The following is a 16,594-nucleotide window of genomic DNA, read 5'->3' on the forward strand; positions in this document are numbered from 1 at the left end:
CAAGTCAACTCTCCGTGTGTGACGGGAACTCTCCGTGACCGCCGCCCGTTGTCGTGACATCCGTTGTGCGAGGCGTGAGCCCCGCGCGGCCCGGAGTGTCACGAGGGGGTGGTCATGGGGACGGGGACGCTGTCGGTGCCGGTCTTCGCGCTGTTTTTCCTCGTGCTGCTCGCCCGGTCCCGCACGCCGTCGGCCGCGGCCCGCCGGGACGGGCACCGGCGGGCGCGACCGACGCCCGCCGGTGGACACCGCCCGGCGCGCGGTACCGCACGGTCAGCCGATCCCCGGTCCGGCCGAGCCGGACAGGGCCTCCAGGTCGCTCTTGCGTACCCGGATCACCAGCCACGCCGTGGCCAGGGCGAGCACGGCCATGGCGGCAGCCGGAATGAAGGCCGCCGAGATGCCCTGCGCCAGCACGTCGTGTCCCCATGGCGCCGGCAGCTGGTGCGTCTGGGTGAACTCCGCCTTCTGCTCCGCCGAGCCGTTGGTGAGGAAGTCCGGCACCCGCTTCTCGGCCTCGTTCTTGCTGGCCGTGCCGAAGACCGTGGTCAGGATGGCGAGGCCGATCGATCCGCCCACCTGCTGCATCGCGTTGAGCAGGCCGGACGCCGCGCCCGCCTCGTGCTGGGCGACCCCGGAGACCGCCGTCAGCGTCAGCGTCACGAAGTTCAGCCCCATGCCGAACCCGAAGATCAGCATCGGACCGAGGACCCCGCCGACATAGGAGCTCTCGGAACTGATGAGTGCCTGCCAGCCGAGCCCGACCGCTGCGAGTGCCGATCCCCCCACCATGAACGGCTTCGGGCCGAACACGGGCAGGAACCGCTGCGACAGCCCCGCGCCGAGCGCGATCACCACCGTGACCGGGAGAAAGGCCAGACCGGCCTGGATGGGGGTGTAGCCCAGTACGTTCTGAACGAACAGCACGATGTAGAAGAACATGCCGAACATCGCCGCGGCCAGGCTCAGCATGATCACGTACGTGCCGGCGCGGTTGCGGTCGGCGAACATCCTCAGGGGGGTGATCGGCTCCTTGGCCCGCGACTCGATGAACACGAAGGACACCAGCAGGACCACCGCGGCCGCGAAGGAGCCGATGGTCAGGTTGTCCCGCCAGCCCTCGTCCGCGGCGCGGATGAAGCCGTAGACGAGAGATGCCATACCCGCCGTCGAGGTCACCGCCCCGGCGATGTCGAAGCGCCCGGAGTGCCGTTCGGACTCGCTGATGTACATCGGGGTGAGTACGGCGATCAGTACACCGATCGGCACGTTGACGAAGAGCACCCAGCGCCAGTCGAGCCACTCGGTGAGCATGCCGCCCGCCAGCAGGCCTATGGCACCGCCGCCCGCGGACACGGCCGCGAAGACGCCGAAGGCCCGGTTGCGTTCCGGTCCTTCGGGGAAGGTGGTGGTGATGAGGGCGAGCGAGGTGGGCGACGCGATCGCGCCTCCCACACCTTGCAGGACACGCGCCGCCAGCAGCTGCCAGGGTTCCTGGGCGAAGCCGCCGAGCAGCGAGGCGAACGTGAACAGCAGGATGCCCGCCATGAAGACCCGGCGACGGCCGAGGATGTCACCGGCCCGGCCGCCGAGCAGGAGCAGACCGCCGAAGGTGAGCGTGTAGGCGCTGACGACCCAGGTGAGGTCGGTGGTGCTGAAGCTGAGCGCTTCTTGAATGTGCGGGAGCGCGATGTTCACAATCGTCGCGTCGAGCACCACCATGAGTTGGCAGGCCGCGATGACCGTGAGCGCGATGCCGGGACGCCCCTCCCGGCGGGCCGCTCCCGGCTTGTGGTCTTTGAGCAGAGAAGAGGTTGTCACTATGTGTCCCCCACGGCAGGCTTAGTGAACGCTCGCGTTCACTGTTGCCTCAACGTTAGTGACTCCCCGACAGTGAACGCAAGCGTTCACTTACCGCGTTGTCGCGTGACCCGTCCCCCGCTGCGGCCGCGCGGCGCGCCTCCTGTCCCCGAGAACCCGCTTTCCCCGCTTCCTGGAGACCCTCGACATGGTTGCTTCGCACTGGGCGGCCGCCTCCGCCCAGACGCCCTCCCGCCGGCGCGGCGCGGTCCTCGAACGCGCGATCCTCGACGCCGCGCTGGACCAACTCGGCACCGTCGGCTGGAACGGCCTGACGATGGAGGGTGTGGCCGCCGGAGCCCAGACCGGCAAGGCGGCGGTCTACCGCCGCTGGCCCTCCAAGGAGGACCTCGTCGCGGACGCGCTGCGGTCCGGGCTCCCGCACTTCGACACGGTGCCCGACCTGGGCGGCGTGCGCGAAGACCTGCTGGCGCTGTGCCTCAGGGCGCGCGACGCGATGTTCTCCCGTCCCGGGCTGGCCTTGCGTTCAGTGATTCACGAATGCGACACCACGCAGGCGGAGCGCTTCCACGCGGTCATCGTCAAGGGGGTGGTCGAGCCGACCCTCACGATGCTCCGCGAGGTCGTCAACCGCGGAATAGAGCGAGGAGAGGTCCGGCGTGACGCGGCGAACGGATACGTCTTCGACGCCATTCCGGCCATGATGATGTACCGCTCGAAGATTTGTGGAAGTGAATGGACGGACCGGGAGATCGAGGAGATGATCGACCAGCTGATGGTCCCGTTGCTGCGTCCCGACAGCGTCTGATCCCCGGCTGCGCGGGCTCCGGTCCCAATTGGGGAACCGGGGTGTCGCCGGAGGTTCGGGGCGGCGTACGCTAAGTACGCCATGCCGTACGAACCACCTACTCACACCGTCGAGCGCTCTCTCCGCGCCACGACCGGAGCGAAGATCATTGCCGGTGTCGACGAGGTGGGGCGCGGCGCGTGGGCCGGTCCGGTCACCGTCTGCGCCGCGATCACCGGACTGCGTCGGCCCCCGGCCGGCCTCACCGACTCCAAGCTGCTCACCATCAAGCGACGCACCGAACTCGCCGCGGAGTTGCGGACGTGGGTGACGTCCTACACCCTGGGGCACGCCTCTCCGGAGGAGATCGACGCACTGGGGATGACGGCGGCGCTGCGACTCGCGGCGGTGCGTGCCCTGGAGGCCCTGCCGGTCCGTCCCGACGCCGTCATTCTCGACGGCAAGCACGACTATCTCGGGGTGCCTTGGAAGGTCCGTACGGTGATCAAGGGTGACCAGTCCTGCGTGGCCGTCGCGGCCGCTTCGGTGCTCGCCAAGGTCCAGCGCGACAAAATGATGGCCGAACTGGGTGTCGACCATGCAGACTTCGGTTTTGCGGACAACGCCGGGTATCCGTCGCCCGTGCACAAGGCCGCACTGGCGGAGCGGGGACCCACCCCGCACCACAGGTTGTCGTGGGCGTATCTTGATGCGCTGCCCCAGTGGCGGCACCTCAAGAAGGTCCGCAGTTGGGTGGACGGAAGCGTTCCGGAAATCGAGGGTCAGCTCGGATTCGATTTCTGACGGTTCCGCTCGCAGGCATGTGCCACCCGCCGACGCGAGCCGCACCAACGTTTGATAAATATCAGCTCATGCCTCTCATTCCCGAGGAGCCTCAGATTCACGAGAAGGCCCAGGGTCCCCGCGCCACACCGGCCAGCGGCCGCACCGCGCCGACCCCCCGCCCCGTACCCGGCCCCCGTCCCGCGGCTCCGCCGCGCCCCGGCCGTCCCGGCCCCGCGCGGTCGGCCCCGCCGACGCAACGCGCGTCGCGCGACACGGCCGCGGCCAAACCCGGCCCGTCGGGCCCGGCCGCTCCGGCAGCCGCCCCGGCCGCCCCGCAGATCCAGCTGATCCCGGCCACCCCCGAAGGCGCGCTCGACGCCGCGGAGGAGGCCGTGGACCTGCTGCTGGACTCGGGTCGCACCCCCGGTGACGTGCTGGTGATCACCACCGGCGAACCGCACCCGTGGGCCGCCCACGAACTGTCCTTCGGCGACGCGGCCTACTGGGCGCAGCACGAGGCGGGTGACGACGTCTTCTACGCGGACGCCGCGGTCGCGGACCGTGCCGCGTCGCGGGCCGTGGTCGTGGTCGCGCTCAACGGCGGCCCCGAAGCCGCCGCTGTCACCGCACTGTCCGTGGCCCACTCCCGGGCCGGCGCCCTGCTGATCGTCTGCGGTGACCCGCAGCGGATCAACTCGGTGCTGGGCGCGGGCGTCTGAGCCCGTTCCGCCGCGCGCGGCGGACGCCGACGTGACACCGGGGGCCGTCGAACCGGCCCCCACGTGGTCGCGGGCCCGGCGGTGTCGGGCCTGGGTGTGCCCGGGCGGCCGAGCGACATCCGCCGGGCGGCGTACGGCGTCGCCATACACTCTCGCGGACTTCGACGTCGACCGGGACGTCGCGACCTGGCAGTCCCGGCCGCTGATCCGGCCGGTGTGGTGCAGCGGCGCCGCCCCGGACGCGCCGCGCCCGTGGTGCTCAGCGAGCCGCCGCCCGGCGCAGCACGTCCGACGCGACGCCGCCGGTGCGCGGTGGCGGTGGCGGCGTCTCCGACGTGGCGAACGGCTCCGGCGCGGACGCCGCGTTGGGCCGGCGCCCGCCGCGGCCCTCGCCGAGGACCTGCCAGCCGTCACGGGTCAGCGTGATGTACGCGCCGCAGCGGAGCCCGTGCAGCGTGCAAGCGTCCCGCAGCCCCCACATCCACGCGCCGTCCTCCTCCGTCCAGCGCGCGTCGCCCTCACGGCAGTAGAGGAGCACGGCGGTGCGCACCGGAGTGCGGCGCCGCAGATCGTGCGGGATGACGCGGCGGAGCTGGTCGAGCAGCGTGTTACGGAACATCCAACCGTCGGCCGGGGCCCGTCGGCTGGTGAACGAGGCGCTCGCACGCAGTCGTTCGTCCGGATCGAGTACGGCCACGATCGCGGTCGCCGGCTTGGGGTGGTGCCGCGAGTGCAGTCCGCCGACGACCTCCCGCGGATTGCGCAGCAGCGGGATTCCGGCGGCGGCCCACTCCGCCGGTTCGAGCATGCGAGTGGCGGAAGCGGCGGACGACGACAACGAGGCCGCCGAGGACGGAGCGAATCCGAAGGTCACGTTCCTCCCTTCGGCTACGCGCCCACACTGCGGGCGGGGTCGGATTCGGGGGAGCGCGCACCGCAGTGAAGCCCTGCCGGATCACGGACGAGCCGTGCGGGGAGCGGACTTCGATTCTTCCTGTCGAACTTGGTTGCGGCAACGAGCAATTGAGGCCGACGGCCATTATCGGATGATGCGCGTCCTATATCCCCTGCCCATATCCCCTACCCAGAGCGCAGCCGGGTGACGCACGGGACGCGCCACCCGCGACAGCGCGGAACTCGGGACCGGTGCTGTGGCGCCGCGGCGGACGATCAGCCCTGCACGGCCAGGACCAGCGGCAACACTCCCCGGGCACCCGCGCGGCGGAGCAGCCGGGCCGCCACCGCGAGGGTCCAGCCGGTCTCGGTGCAGTCGTCCACGAGCAGGACCGGGCCCTCGAGGCCGGTGAGCGCGGCGGTGAGAGCGGGCGGCACCGTCAGCGCACCGTCGAGAGCCTTGAGTCGCTGCGCGCTGTTGCTGCGGGACGCCCTGGGGGCCTCGCCCGTGTACTCGACCGAGCCGAGCAGCGGCAGCCGGCCGACCTCGGCGATGTGTGCTCCGAGAGAGTGGATGAGCTGTGGCCGGGTGCGCGAGGCGACGGTCACCACCCCGACGGGACGTGGCCGGCCGTCGGCCGTGCCCGAGGCCCAGCCGCCGGGACCCTTCGCCCAGTCTGCCAGCACTGTCACGACGGCCTTCGCGACATCCTCGGGCACCGGGCCGTCCGGAGCCTGGGGCGAGAGCATCGGTCGCAGCCGGTTGCCCCAGCCGATGTCGGACAGACGGCCCAGCGCCCGGCCCGGCTCGGCCTGTTCCCCGGCCGGAATGCGCCCCTTCAGTTCGACGCCGACGGTAGGCAGTCCGGTCGGCCACATACGGCGCGGCTCCACCTCGACGCCGGCCCGGCCCAGGTCGACCCGCGCCGCGTCGAGGGCGGCGGTGGAGGTGTCGGCGGTGAGGCGCGGGCCCGCGCAGTTGTCGCAGTGGCCGCAGGGTTTGGCTCCCTCGTCGTCCAGCTGGCGTTGCAGGAACTCCATCCGGCAGTCCGTGGTCGAGGCGTAGTCGCGCATCGCCTGCTGCTCGGCCTTCCGTTGCCGCGCGACCCAGTCGTACCGCTCCGCGTCGTACGTCCACGGCTGTCCGGTCGCGATCCAGCCGCCCTTGACCCGCTTGACCGCGCCGTCCACGTCGAGGACTTTGAGCATGGTCTCCAGGCGGGAGCGGCGCAGCTCCACCAAGGGTTCCAGAGCGGGCAGCGACAGGGGGCGCTCCGCGCTCGCGAGGATGTCCAGAGTGCGGCGAACCAGGTCCTCCGAGGGGAAGGCCAGTGAGGCGAAGTACTCCCAGATCGCCTCGTCCTCCCTCCCCGGCAGCAGGAGCACCTCGGCATGCTCGACACCGCGACCGGCACGGCCCACCTGCTGGTAGTACGCGATGGGAGAGGAGGGCGAGCCCAGGTGCACCACGAAACCCAGGTCGGGTTTGTCGAATCCCATGCCCAGCGCCGACGTGGCGACCAGCGCCTTGACCCGGTTGGCGAGGAGGTCGTCCTCCGCCTGCTGACGGTCCGCGTTCTCGGTCTTGCCGGTGTAGGAAGCGACGGTGTGGCCGCGCTGCCGCAGGAAGGCGGTGACCTCCTCGGCGGCGGCCACGGTGAGGGTGTAGATGATCCCCGAGCCCGGGAGCTGGTGGAGGTGGTCGGCGAGCCAGGCCATCCGGTGCGCGGCGTCGGACAGCCGCAGCACCCCCAGGCTCAGGCTCTCCCGGTCCAGCGGGCCGCGCAGCACGAGGGCGTCCGACGTGCCGCCGGTGCCGAGCTGCTCCGCCACGTCGGCGGTCACGCGCGCGTTGGCGGTGGCCGTGGTCGCCAGGACGGGCACACCGGGCGGGAGATCCGCGAGCATCGTGCGCAGCCGCCGGTAGTCCGGGCGGAAGTCATGGCCCCAGTCGGAGATGCAGTGGGCCTCGTCCACCACCAGCAGCCCGGTCGCGGCGGAGAGCTTCGGCAGCACCTGATCGCGGAAGTCCGGGTTGTTGAGCCGCTCGGGACTGACCAGCAGGACGTCGACCTCGCCCGCGGCGATCTCGGCCTGGACCGTCTCCCACTCCTCGGTGTTGGAGGAGTTGATGGTCCGGGCGCGGATGCCGGCCCGTGCCGCGGCCCCGACCTGGTTGCGCATCAGCGCGAGCAGCGGGGAGACGATCACCGTGGGTCCTGCCCCTCGGTCCCGCAGCAGCGCCGTCGCCACGAAATAGACCGCGGACTTGCCCCATCCCGTGCGCTGGACGACCAGGGCCCGGCGCCGGTCGGCTACCAGCGCCTCGATCGCACGCCACTGGTCCTCCCGTAGCCGGGCGGTGCCGGAGGCGTCCCCGACGAGGCGGGCGAGGACGGCGTCGGCCGCTGTCCGGAGATCCGCGTTGCTCGTGTGCTCCATGCGTTCCATACAACAGGACGGGACTGACAGCCGGGCGGCGGGGCGGGGCGGGGCGGGGCGGGACGGCACGGTCGCCGAGCGCAGCCGGTGACGTGTCCCTGATGGGAGTTATCCACAGGGGAAAGCGGAACTTCACGATCCGCGAGATCGTCGGGCCATGACGAACCACAGCGAAACGACTGGATCCTCCGAGAACGGCGACATCCCGGGCCCCGTGAAGCCCGGCCGGACCGCCGCCACGCCGTACGAGGGGCCCGGTGACGAGCACCAGGTCACCCTGCGTACTCCCGCCGAGTTGGCCGACGCCCTCCCGTACCTGCTCGGGTACCGCCCCGAGGACAGCATCGTCCTGGTCGCCCTCCGAGACAGGGACGGGCGGGGCCGCTTCGGCGGCCGGGCCAGGCTCGGCATTCCGGCCAACGCGGACGACTGGGCGGCCGCCGCCGGACAACTGGTACGCGGCCTCGTGACCGGTAGCGAGCGCCGCGGCGTGAGGCCCGAGCAGATGGTCGTCTACCTCTGCCAGGAACCGGCGCGGGGCGAGACCGGCCGGGACGTGATGGAGCGCCTGCGGCCGCTGGCCCAGAAGCTGCGCATCGAGTGCGGCGCCCTCGACGTTCCGGTCGTCGAGGCCCTGTGCGTCTCGGCGGGTCGCTTCTGGTCGTACTGCTGCGACGAAGAAGCCTGCTGCCCGGCCGAGGGCGTCCCCATGGGACTGCCGGGCACGTCCGTGCTGGCCGCGGCGGCCACCTACGCCGGTATCCAGGTGCGTGGCTCGCTGGGTGAACTGAGGGCCAGGCTGCTGCCCCGGGAGAACGGCGAGGCACTCGAACAGGAGGCGGCCCTGGACACGGCCGCCGTGACGGTGGTCTCCCGGATCCTCGATGACACCGGCCGCTCGGAGGTGGCCGAGGAGACGCTGGATCTGGCGCGGCGTGTCATGCGCCGCCTCGATGACGCCCCGCCCGTGTCCGGCGTGCCCGCCGAGGACCTGCGTGACGACCAATTGCTCGGGCACGACGAGGCGGCCGCACTGATCCTCGGCCTCCAGGACCGTACGACCCGTGACCGCGCGGCGGAGTGGATGGAGGGCGACGCGGCGCGACCGGCGCTGCGTCTCTGGCGAGCCCTGGCCCGCCGCTGCGTCCGCTCCTACGGCGAACACGCGGCCGCGCCCCTCACCCTCGCGGGATGGGTCGCCTGGTCCACCGGCGACGAACTGGAGGCCCGGGAGGCCCTGGCCATGGCACTTGGCGCCGACCCCGACTACCTCTTCGCCAGGCTCCTGCACCAGGCCTGCAACGAGGGCCTCGATCCCGAGTCGGTCCGCCGCTGCCTGCGAGCGGAGCGCGGGAGCCGCGGGGGCGGGGGAGCCCGTGCCGCGGACGGTGAAGAGCGGGTCGACGAACGCTTGGAACGCGAGCCGGCCGAGCCCTCGTCCGCCCCGCAGGTGTCGTCCGGTCGCCGACGCCGCACGCGCTCCGTCGCCCCGGCCGACGCAGTCCGTCGCCGTGCGAGGGCCGAGGGCCGTGAACCGGGCGGGAGGATCGTGCGTCCCCGCACCCCCTCGGGCACCGAACGCCCGGGCGTCGCACGGACGGACCGAACGCGGTCGCGCGACTCGGGCGCGAAGGCCACGGTCCGGAAGGAGGCCGCCGCGGAACGGGCAGGCGCGGGAGAGCAGGGGACAGAAGGGGGCGGAGAGCGAGTGTGAGGAGGCGGCGGCCGGGCCCCTCGGGGCACCGGTGATCGTCGGGAGAGGGGAGGCGGGCAGGCGACGTCGGCCGGTGAGGCGGGTGCCGTGCGGCGTGAGACCTCCGCGCCTCGTCCATCGGCCCGGTCGGCGGGTGCCCGCGGACAAGGCCGGCGGAGGCGACACGCGGCCCGCGCCCTCGTCTGCCGGACGAAGCCGCCGCAAGCGTGACCCGGAGGACACCCACTCCGTTCACCTGAGTGGCGGAACGCCCGGACCGGCCGGGACGCCGCACCGCAGCCGTCCGGCCGGACCCACACGGCGCCGTTCCACCCGAGGCGCACCGAACCACGAGGGAGCCCTCCCATGCACCAGCCGACCCCGTCCGCCGCCCCCGCGGACACCACTGCCGTCGGACGGAGGTCCGCGGCGCCACCCCTCGCCGCGTCCGTGGCGCGTGCCGGAAGGCGCGGCTCGGGGCAGGATCACAACCTCGGCCCGCCGACGGTCCGCCCCCGGCCGGTGTCGTCACTCTCCTCGTCGTGGCCGGATGCGAAGCAGGTGGCTCCCCGGAGCACGCCGCCCGCGATGCCCCACGGGTCCGGAGACCTGCCGCCCGCTCACAGGACCATGATCGGCGTGGCGCTCCCCGGTCTCGTGATCTCCACGGAGGAGGGGCAGCTGACCGGCCTGGGACTGGAGGGGTTCTACCGCGCGGGCCGACGCCTGCTCTCCCGGTGTCGCCTTCGCGTGGCCGGGCGTGAACCGCTCCCGACGCATGCCCGGATGACAGGTGCCCACCGTGCCCACTTCGTCGGCACACTTCGCACGTCGACCGCGCCGGGGCCGGACCCGGACGTCATGGTCGAGCGGACCCGGGACGCCGACGGTACGGAGCGGATCACGCTGCGTAGTTGGGCACCCCACCCACTGCGGCTGCCCGTCGAGGTCTCCCTCGGTACGGACCTGGCCGACCTGGGATCGATCGCCGCCGGGAACGCGGGCCCCGACCTGTCGGCCAGCGTCCACGACTCAGGCCTGCGATGGTCCGGCGCCGCGGGCGGCGCGTCGGTCACGGCCGCCCCACCGCCCGCCGACGCACTGGCGTCCGCGGGACTGCTGCGCTGGGAGTTCCTGCTGCCTCCGGGCGGTAGCACGAGCCTCGAGCTGCGCGTACGACCGGACGGCGCGGTGCCGCTCCGGGCGGTGGCCCGCACGGCGGCAGACCCGCTGGCCTCCGCGCACGCCACCGGTGACGACCCGGCGGTCCACGCCCTTTTGCGGACCAGCATCGAGGACCTCAGAGCCCTGCTGCTGCGCGACCCCGCACATCCAGCCGACATCCATCTCGCGGCCGGCGTCCCCTGGCGCTGCGGTCCGGCACCCGCCGACGCTCTCGCCGCCGCCCGGATGACACTTCCCCTCGGCACCCGGCTCGCCGCGGGCACACTGCGCTCCCTGGCCCGCACCCAGCACCGCGGGCCGGGCCCCCGGTTCGGCATGATCCCCGGGCCCAGACGTGACACCGGCCCGCACCTGCCGCCGGGCTGCACCGGCACCGAGGCGACCCTGCTTTTCCCCGTCCTCCTCGCGGAGGCCCGCCGCTGGGGCCTCGACGAAAGCGAGGCCAAGGAACTGATGCCGACGGCCGAACGGTGTCTGACCTGGCTGCGCACCACTGCCGGGGACGGCACATACGTACGCGATCCGCACCCCGCCGGCACCGTCCGCTGCGAGACCCAGGCCCACGCCCACCGTGCCGCCCTGCTGGGCGCCGAGTTGCTCGACGCCTTCGGCAGGCCGGGCGGTGACGGTCTGCGTCAGTGGGCCCGGCGGTTGCGGACGGCGTTCCAGCGGGACTTCTGGATCGACGACCCGGCAGGCGGGCGGCCCGCGGCGGCCCGGGCCTCCGACGGACGCGTCGTGCCACACCTGGGCGCGGCCGCGGCTCACCTCCTCGACACCGGGCTGCTCGGTGGGGGGACCCCGGCCCCGGGCCTGCTCGACTCGGTGCGGACCGGTCGACTCGCCCGGCTGCTGGGCAATCCGGCGATGGACTCGGGCTGGGGTCTGCGCGGACTGGCCGAGAAGGAAGCGGGATACAACCCCTTCGGGCATCGCGCCGGGGCGGTACGCGTCCACGAGACGGCGATCGCGGTGGCGGGTCTGGCCGCTGCGGGTCATGAGAAGGAGGCGGGTTCGCTGCTGCGTGGCGTGGTGGCCGCGGCAGGCACCTTCGGCCACCGCCTGCCGGAGATGTACGCGGGTGGGCAGCGCGCCGACGCGAGCGCTCCCCTCCCGCACCCGGCGGCCTGCCGCCCAGCGGCCACCGCGGCGGCCGCGGGGGTGCTGCTGCTGACCACGCTCGCGGGCATCCGCCCCGACGTCCCGGCCAAGACCGTCACCCTGCGTCCCGTACGCGACGCGCCTCTGGGGGAGCTCGGACTGACAGGGCTGCGGGTCGCCGGAGCGCCGTTCTCGGTGCGGGTCAGCCGACTCGGCCTGGCCATGGTCGAAGAGGCCGCCGACGGACTGCAACTGGGAGCCTGACCTGGCATGAACGGCGTCGCACACCGTCCGGGAAACAGGCGGGGAGACGCGCGCCCCACCGGAGTGGATCAACCGCCGAAGCGGTCGGCGAAGGGAGTGTTTATCGTCAGGGAGACGACTATGATCGCCGCATGCCCTACGACCCGTCAGCCTTTCCACCCTTCGCCGTCACTGTGGACCTGGTCGTGCTGACCGTACGCCGCCATTCCCTGTGCGCGCTGGCGGTGCGCCGGGGCGAGCCGCCGTTCCAGGGCCGCTGGGCCCTGCCCGGTGGTTTCGTACGGGCCGACGAGGACCTGGCTCAGGCAGCGGCGCGGGAGCTGGCCGAGGAGACGGGACTGTGCGTCCACGACCCCGTCGCGCCCACTCAGGACAACGGTGCCCACCTCGAGCAGCTCGCGACGTACGGCGACCCCGAGCGGGATCCGCGGATGCGCGTGGTCAGCGTCGCCCACCTCGCACTCGCTCCCGACCTGCCCGCGCCACGGGCGGGCGGCGATGCCAGCAACGCGCGCTGGGCGCCGGTCGAAGAGCTGCTGGAGCAGGCTGGTTACGGGCATGACGGCGAGCCGGTGGCGCCGCTGGCCTTCGACCACGCCCAGATCCTCGCGGACGGGGTGGAGCGAGCCCGCTCCAAGATCGAGTACTCGTCGCTGGCCACCGCGTTCTGCCCGCCCGAGTTCACCGTCGGCGAGCTGCGGCGCGTCTACGAGGCGGTGTGGAGCGTGGCGCTCGACCCGCGTAACTTCCATCGCAAGGTGACGGGCACGCCCGGCTTCCTCGTCCCCACCGGGGGCACGACCACCCGCCAGGGCGGCCGTCCCGCTCAGCTCTTCCGGGCCGGTGGCGCGACCCTCCTCAACCCTCCGATGCTGCGCCCCGAGGTGTGACGGCGAGCGCGGGCGGGAGCGAGCCCGGGGCGAACGCCGAACAAGGGAGCGACGGGACCCGTCCCTTCATGCCCGCCAAGCCTTGCCATGCCCGAAAAAACGGACATGGCACGCTATCTTGCTACGGGTGATCCAGGCCTTCGGACTGACCAGCAACCCCCGCAAGGAGCTTCCGCCCGCCGTCGACGACGTCTCCTTCGAGGCGCGCGCGGGTCAAGTCACCGCACTGCTAGGAGCGGCGGGCGCCGGTAAGACGACGGCGCTCAGACTCATGCTCGAACTCCAGCGCGGCCGTGGTCTCACCTACTTCAGAGGCCGCCCCCTGCACCGCATCGCCCACCCCTCACGAGAGGTCGGCGTCCTGCTGGGGGATGTGCCGGGGCACCCGGCCCGCACGGTGCGCGGCCATCTGCGCATGCTGTGCGCCGCGGCCGGGCTTCCCGTCCGGCGGGCTGACGAAGTCCTGGAATCGGCCGAACTCGTGAGCCTGCGCGACGAACGCCTCGGCACACTCTCCCGCGGTATGGACCGACGCCTCGGACTGGCCTGCGCCCTGCTTCCCGACCCGCACACCCTGGTGCTCGACGACCCCGCGGGTGCGCTGGCCGCCGGCGAGGCCCGCCGCCTCCACGGCACGCTGCGCGCCCATGCCGCCCAGGGCGGCACCGTCCTGTTCAGTACGGCGGATCCCAAGGAGGCCGCGCGTACCGCCGACCACGTCGTCACGCTCGAACGGGGCAGAGTCGTCGCCGATCAGGGGGTGGCGGACTTCTCCCGGACCCGTCTGCGCCCCCGCGTCGCCGTCCGCAGCCCTCATGCCGCCCGCCTCGCCGCCCTCCTGGCCAAAGAGGCACGCGCGGCCCGCCGTTCCGTCGAGGTCGTGCGCGAAGGCGGCAACCGCATCGCCGTGTACGGCAGTACGTGTGCCGACATCGGTGAAGCCGCGTTCCGACACGGGATCCTCGTCCACCAACTGGCCGACGAGATCGGCGACATGGGCCCTGGAGCGGGGGCGGTGCCCGCAGCCCGGCAACGGGGTGCCGAAGACCGCCGGGCACCGGACGCGGGGGCCCCGGCCGCCCTTCGCCCGTCACCCGCCGACCCACCCCACCCGGGCGGGAACGGCTCGGGCGGGACCGAACCGCACGGGCCCCTCGGGAGCGAGGACGGGCCGCGGCTCGGTGGCCTACGACCGCTATCGGGCGCGCCCGGCTCCGGCGGGACCGGCCCGCACCGGCCCTTCGGAGGTGACGACAACCCGCAGCCGAGTGGAGCACAACCGCCCGCCACCGAGCCGCCCCGAGCCGGAACACCCCTCGCCGGCGATCCTCGGCCACCGGCCAACGGGGCCGGTCCCGCCGTCGAGGAGCCGCCGCGCACCGTCGGAGCGCCACGGCCGTTGCCGGAGGCGACGTCGTCGGAGGCCGCAGTCGAAGCGCGGCAGTCGGCTGCCGGGACGCTGCCGGCGGTCGCCGCTCCCGAGCGGTCCCCCGCCGCACCCGAGCCTCTCCCAGGCGCCTCCCAGGCCCCCCTCGACGGTCCTCGGCCCGGGGGCGGCGCCTTCCGGACACCTGCCAGCGACCTACCGCCCCCGGGCGGCGCCGAGCAGACGCCTGCCGCCACGCAAACCGGCGCCCACGCCACACCCGTCGGCGCACCTGCACTGGGCGAAGCCCAAGCACCAGGGGTAGCCCAAGCACCCGGGGAAGCCCAAGCACCCGGGGAAGCCCTAGCACCAGGGACAGCTCTGGCCTCAGGAGAAACTCAGGCCTCAGGGGAAGCTCTGGCACCAAGCGACGCTCCCACACCACCCGACGGCGCACCTGCCCCCGGCGAGACCCTTGAAGTCAGCGGCGATGCCCCCACGCTCCGCGACGCTCCCACACCACCCGACGGCGCACCTGCCCCCGGTGAGACCCTTGAAGTCAGCGGCGACGCCCCCACGCTCCGCGTCGCCCGCACACCCGCCAACCCTTCTGCGCCCCGGCCCCCGCACACCCCATCCGCCATCGCCACCCTCACACGCACACGCACAACGCGCCCGAGTCCGCGCCCGTACGTCTCCCTCGTCCCCGCCGCAGCCGACGCCCGGAAGGCGGCGTCCTCGCTTCCGCCTCCCATCTCCGTGCGCTCCGCCCCCAGTCCCCTTCGTCCCCTCCGCTACGAATTCCGCCGGGCGCTCGGTATCAGTACCGGGTTCGTCACCGGGGCCGCCGCAATCGTCGTGTCCGCTGTCACCGCTGTGGTCCTGGCGCGCGTCGGACACACCCCGCAGCCCCGTCTCCTGGCCGCGTGGCCGCGAGAGCTGCCGCTGCCGCCCGCGGCGCTCGGCGCGGGGCTGCTCGGTGCGCTCGCCTTCGGCGACGAGTTCCGCCACCCCGCCCTGGCGGCGGACCGCGGCACCGTGCCCCGCCGGATGGGGCTGCTGACCGCCAAGCTCGTCGTCTCCGCGGCCACCGCGCTGGTGCTGGCCGCTCTGACGGTGGGCTGCGACGCCGAGATGCTCCACCTGTTCTACGGACGGGAGCTCGTGAGGGTTCCCGCCGACTGGCCCGCGCTGACCGCCGGTTGGCTCGGGCTCGTCGTCGGATGCGCCTGGGCCGGCGTGCTCGCCGCGGGCGTCTTCCGGTCCGCCACCGCCGGGCTCGCCGCGGTGGTCGCGGTTCCCGTCCTCGTCGTACCGCTCGTACAAAGAGTCTGGGAGGGCCCCTCCGTGCGGACCGCCGCCGGTCTCCCGATGCGGGTGCGCGAGGTCCTCCTGACGCAGTGGCCGTTCGGTGGCGAACGGTATCTGACCGAGGTGCTCCGCATGATCGCCCAACCCGTCGGCGGCGCAATGACGTTGTCGCTGACCACGCTGCTCTGCGCCTACCTGCTCCTGACGCTGCGCAGCAGGGTCCGATGACGTCGGTCCCGCCCTTCCGGTCCGACCGTGTGCGCAACTCCCCGGGGAAAGCCCATTTCTTTCCGATAAGGCGTCAATTGCGACGGGGTGAGCGATCACCCTTTCGTGTGCTTTTCACCAAAGACCTCAAGGGAGTTGAGGACGGCGCCGACAAAGGATGCGTGACTACCCTTGCGCACACCATGATGACCGCCGCCCGCTCCGCCGACTCCGGCCTCGCGAACCCGGGCGAACTCGACCGCTACCCCTACGCCGAGGCGCCCGCCGTCGACCGCGTCGGGGTGCCCGCCTGGGAAGGGGTGGAGCCCGAGCTGGGCCGCGTGGGCCGGCGCACCGCAGGCAGCCGTGGCCGCGGGCTGCACGGGCAACTGGTCCAGCAGCTCGGCCAGATGATCGTTTCGGGCGACCTGGGCGCAGACCGCCCGCTGGTGCCCGAGGAGATCGGCCAGCGTTTCGAGGTGTCCCGCACCGTCGTCCGTGAGTCCCTCCGCGTCCTGGAGGCCAAAGGGCTGGTCAGTGCCCGTCCGAACGTTGGCACGCGCGTGCGTCCCGTCAGTGACTGGAACCTGCTGGACCCGGACATCATCGAGTGGCGTGCCTTCGGGCCGCAGCGCGACGACCAGCGCCGCGAGCTCAGCGAGCTGCGCTGGACGATCGAGCCCCTCGCCGCGCGCCTGGCTGCCGGGCACGGGCGCGAGGACATCCAGCAGCGACTGTCCGACATGGTCGGGATCATGGGGCACGCCATGGGGCAGGGCGACGCGCTCACCTTCTCGCGTGCCGACGCCGAGTTCCACTCGCTGCTCATCCAGATCGGCGGCAACCGCATGCTGGACCACCTCTCCGGGATCGTCTCCGCCGCGCTTCACGTCTCCGGCGGCCCGGTCACGGGCTGTGACCGGCCGAACGACGTCTCGCTGGCGCAGCACGGCAGGATCGTCGACGCTCTCGCCGCGGGGGACGGCGCGGCGGCCGAGACGGCCATGCGCCAACTTCTGACCGTCCACCCCGAGGTGGAGCGCGTGGTGCCCGCCCCGCGCGAGCACTGACCGCGTTCCGCCGCAACGGCGCGGGCCGGACACTCCAGACCCCTCCTATGGCAGTGGC

Annotated in this window: 11 protein-coding genes; 8 read left to right on the top strand and 3 right to left on the bottom strand. The window is 72.9% G+C overall.

The genetic code is table 11. The features are described from left to right. Positions 1–273: 273 nt before the first annotated feature. On the bottom strand, positions 274–1,821 hold the full coding sequence (locus tag ACZ4V1_RS26770; protein ID WP_468340541.1) for an MFS transporter: 1,548 nt from the start codon (positions 1,819–1,821) through the stop codon (positions 274–276). Between the two features lie 187 nt (positions 1,822–2,008). Here ACZ4V1_RS26770 and ACZ4V1_RS26775 point away from each other — a divergent pair, with 187 nt between their 5' ends. The 3 genes from ACZ4V1_RS26775 to ACZ4V1_RS26785 all read left to right on the top strand — a co-directional run bounded on the left by ACZ4V1_RS26775 (position 2,009) and on the right by ACZ4V1_RS26785 (position 4,113). Beyond that, positions 2,009–2,629 carry a TetR/AcrR family transcriptional regulator gene (locus ACZ4V1_RS26775; RefSeq protein ID WP_468340543.1) on the top strand — a complete coding sequence of 207 codons (621 nt, stop codon included), beginning with the start codon at positions 2,009–2,011 and terminating at the stop codon, positions 2,627–2,629. A gap of 81 nt (positions 2,630–2,710) precedes the next feature. Continuing rightward, a complete protein-coding gene (locus tag ACZ4V1_RS26780) occupies positions 2,711–3,412 on the top strand; it encodes a ribonuclease HII (protein WP_468340546.1) in 702 nt (233 codons plus the stop codon). A gap of 68 nt (positions 3,413–3,480) precedes the next feature. Beyond that, entirely contained in the window at positions 3,481–4,113 is a 633-nt protein-coding gene (locus ACZ4V1_RS26785; protein ID WP_468340549.1) for a hypothetical protein, read from the top strand. 259 nt (positions 4,114–4,372) lie between these two features. Here ACZ4V1_RS26785 and ACZ4V1_RS26790 read toward each other — a convergent pair whose 3' ends face one another. Further along, positions 4,373–4,987, bottom strand: coding sequence for a hypothetical protein (locus ACZ4V1_RS26790; protein ID WP_468340552.1), 615 nt, complete (start codon positions 4,985–4,987; stop codon positions 4,373–4,375). Positions 4,988–5,283: 296 nt separating this feature from the next. Continuing rightward, a complete protein-coding gene (locus tag ACZ4V1_RS26795) occupies positions 5,284–7,449 on the bottom strand; it encodes a RecQ family ATP-dependent DNA helicase (protein ID WP_468340555.1) in 2,166 nt (721 codons plus the stop codon). Between the two features lie 157 nt (positions 7,450–7,606). On the opposite strand from ACZ4V1_RS26795, the gene ACZ4V1_RS26800 reads away from it, so the two are divergent. The 5 genes from ACZ4V1_RS26800 (at position 7,607) to whiH (ending at position 16,536) form a co-directional block, all read left to right on the top strand. Then, complete coding sequence (locus ACZ4V1_RS26800) at positions 7,607–9,163, top strand: DUF4192 domain-containing protein (protein ID WP_468340558.1); 1,557 nt, start codon at positions 7,607–7,609, stop codon at positions 9,161–9,163. A 609-nt stretch (positions 9,164–9,772) separates the two neighbouring features. Further along, the gene (locus ACZ4V1_RS26805; protein WP_468340708.1) at positions 9,773–11,692 is read left to right on the top strand and encodes a glycogen debranching N-terminal domain-containing protein; all 1,920 of its coding nucleotides are present in this window, start codon (positions 9,773–9,775) and stop codon (positions 11,690–11,692) included. 131 nt (positions 11,693–11,823) lie between these two features. After that, the gene (locus tag ACZ4V1_RS26810; RefSeq protein ID WP_375919975.1) at positions 11,824–12,582 is read left to right on the top strand and encodes an NUDIX hydrolase; all 759 of its coding nucleotides are present in this window, start codon (positions 11,824–11,826) and stop codon (positions 12,580–12,582) included. A 127-nt stretch (positions 12,583–12,709) separates the two neighbouring features. Then, complete coding sequence (locus tag ACZ4V1_RS26815; RefSeq protein ID WP_468340561.1) at positions 12,710–15,487, top strand: ABC transporter ATP-binding protein; 2,778 nt, start codon at positions 12,710–12,712, stop codon at positions 15,485–15,487. A 161-nt stretch (positions 15,488–15,648) separates the two neighbouring features. Then, positions 15,649–16,536, top strand: coding sequence for a sporulation transcriptional regulator WhiH (gene whiH, locus ACZ4V1_RS26820; protein WP_468340564.1), 888 nt, complete (start codon positions 15,649–15,651; stop codon positions 16,534–16,536). Positions 16,537–16,594 lie beyond the last annotated feature (58 nt).

The sequence above is a fragment of the Streptomyces sp. NPDC028991 genome, assembly GCF_055564775.1.

What these genes read in the sequence shown, in the direction of transcription:
- ACZ4V1_RS26780 (WP_468340546.1), top strand. Translation starts at nt 2,711, where the DNA reads ATGCCGTACGAACCACCTACTCACACCGTCGAGCGCTCTCTCCGCGCC.
- ACZ4V1_RS26795 (WP_468340555.1), bottom strand. Translation starts at nt 7,449, where the DNA reads ATGGAGCACACGAGCAACGCGGATCTCCGGACAGCGGCCGACGCCGTC.
- ACZ4V1_RS26810 (WP_375919975.1), top strand. Translation starts at nt 11,824, where the DNA reads ATGCCCTACGACCCGTCAGCCTTTCCACCCTTCGCCGTCACTGTGGAC.
- ACZ4V1_RS26805 (WP_468340708.1), top strand. Translation starts at nt 9,773, where the DNA reads ATGATCGGCGTGGCGCTCCCCGGTCTCGTGATCTCCACGGAGGAGGGG.
- ACZ4V1_RS26785 (WP_468340549.1), top strand. Translation starts at nt 3,481, where the DNA reads ATGCCTCTCATTCCCGAGGAGCCTCAGATTCACGAGAAGGCCCAGGGT.
- ACZ4V1_RS26775 (WP_468340543.1), top strand. Translation starts at nt 2,009, where the DNA reads ATGGTTGCTTCGCACTGGGCGGCCGCCTCCGCCCAGACGCCCTCCCGC.
- ACZ4V1_RS26800 (WP_468340558.1), top strand. Translation starts at nt 7,607, where the DNA reads ATGACGAACCACAGCGAAACGACTGGATCCTCCGAGAACGGCGACATC.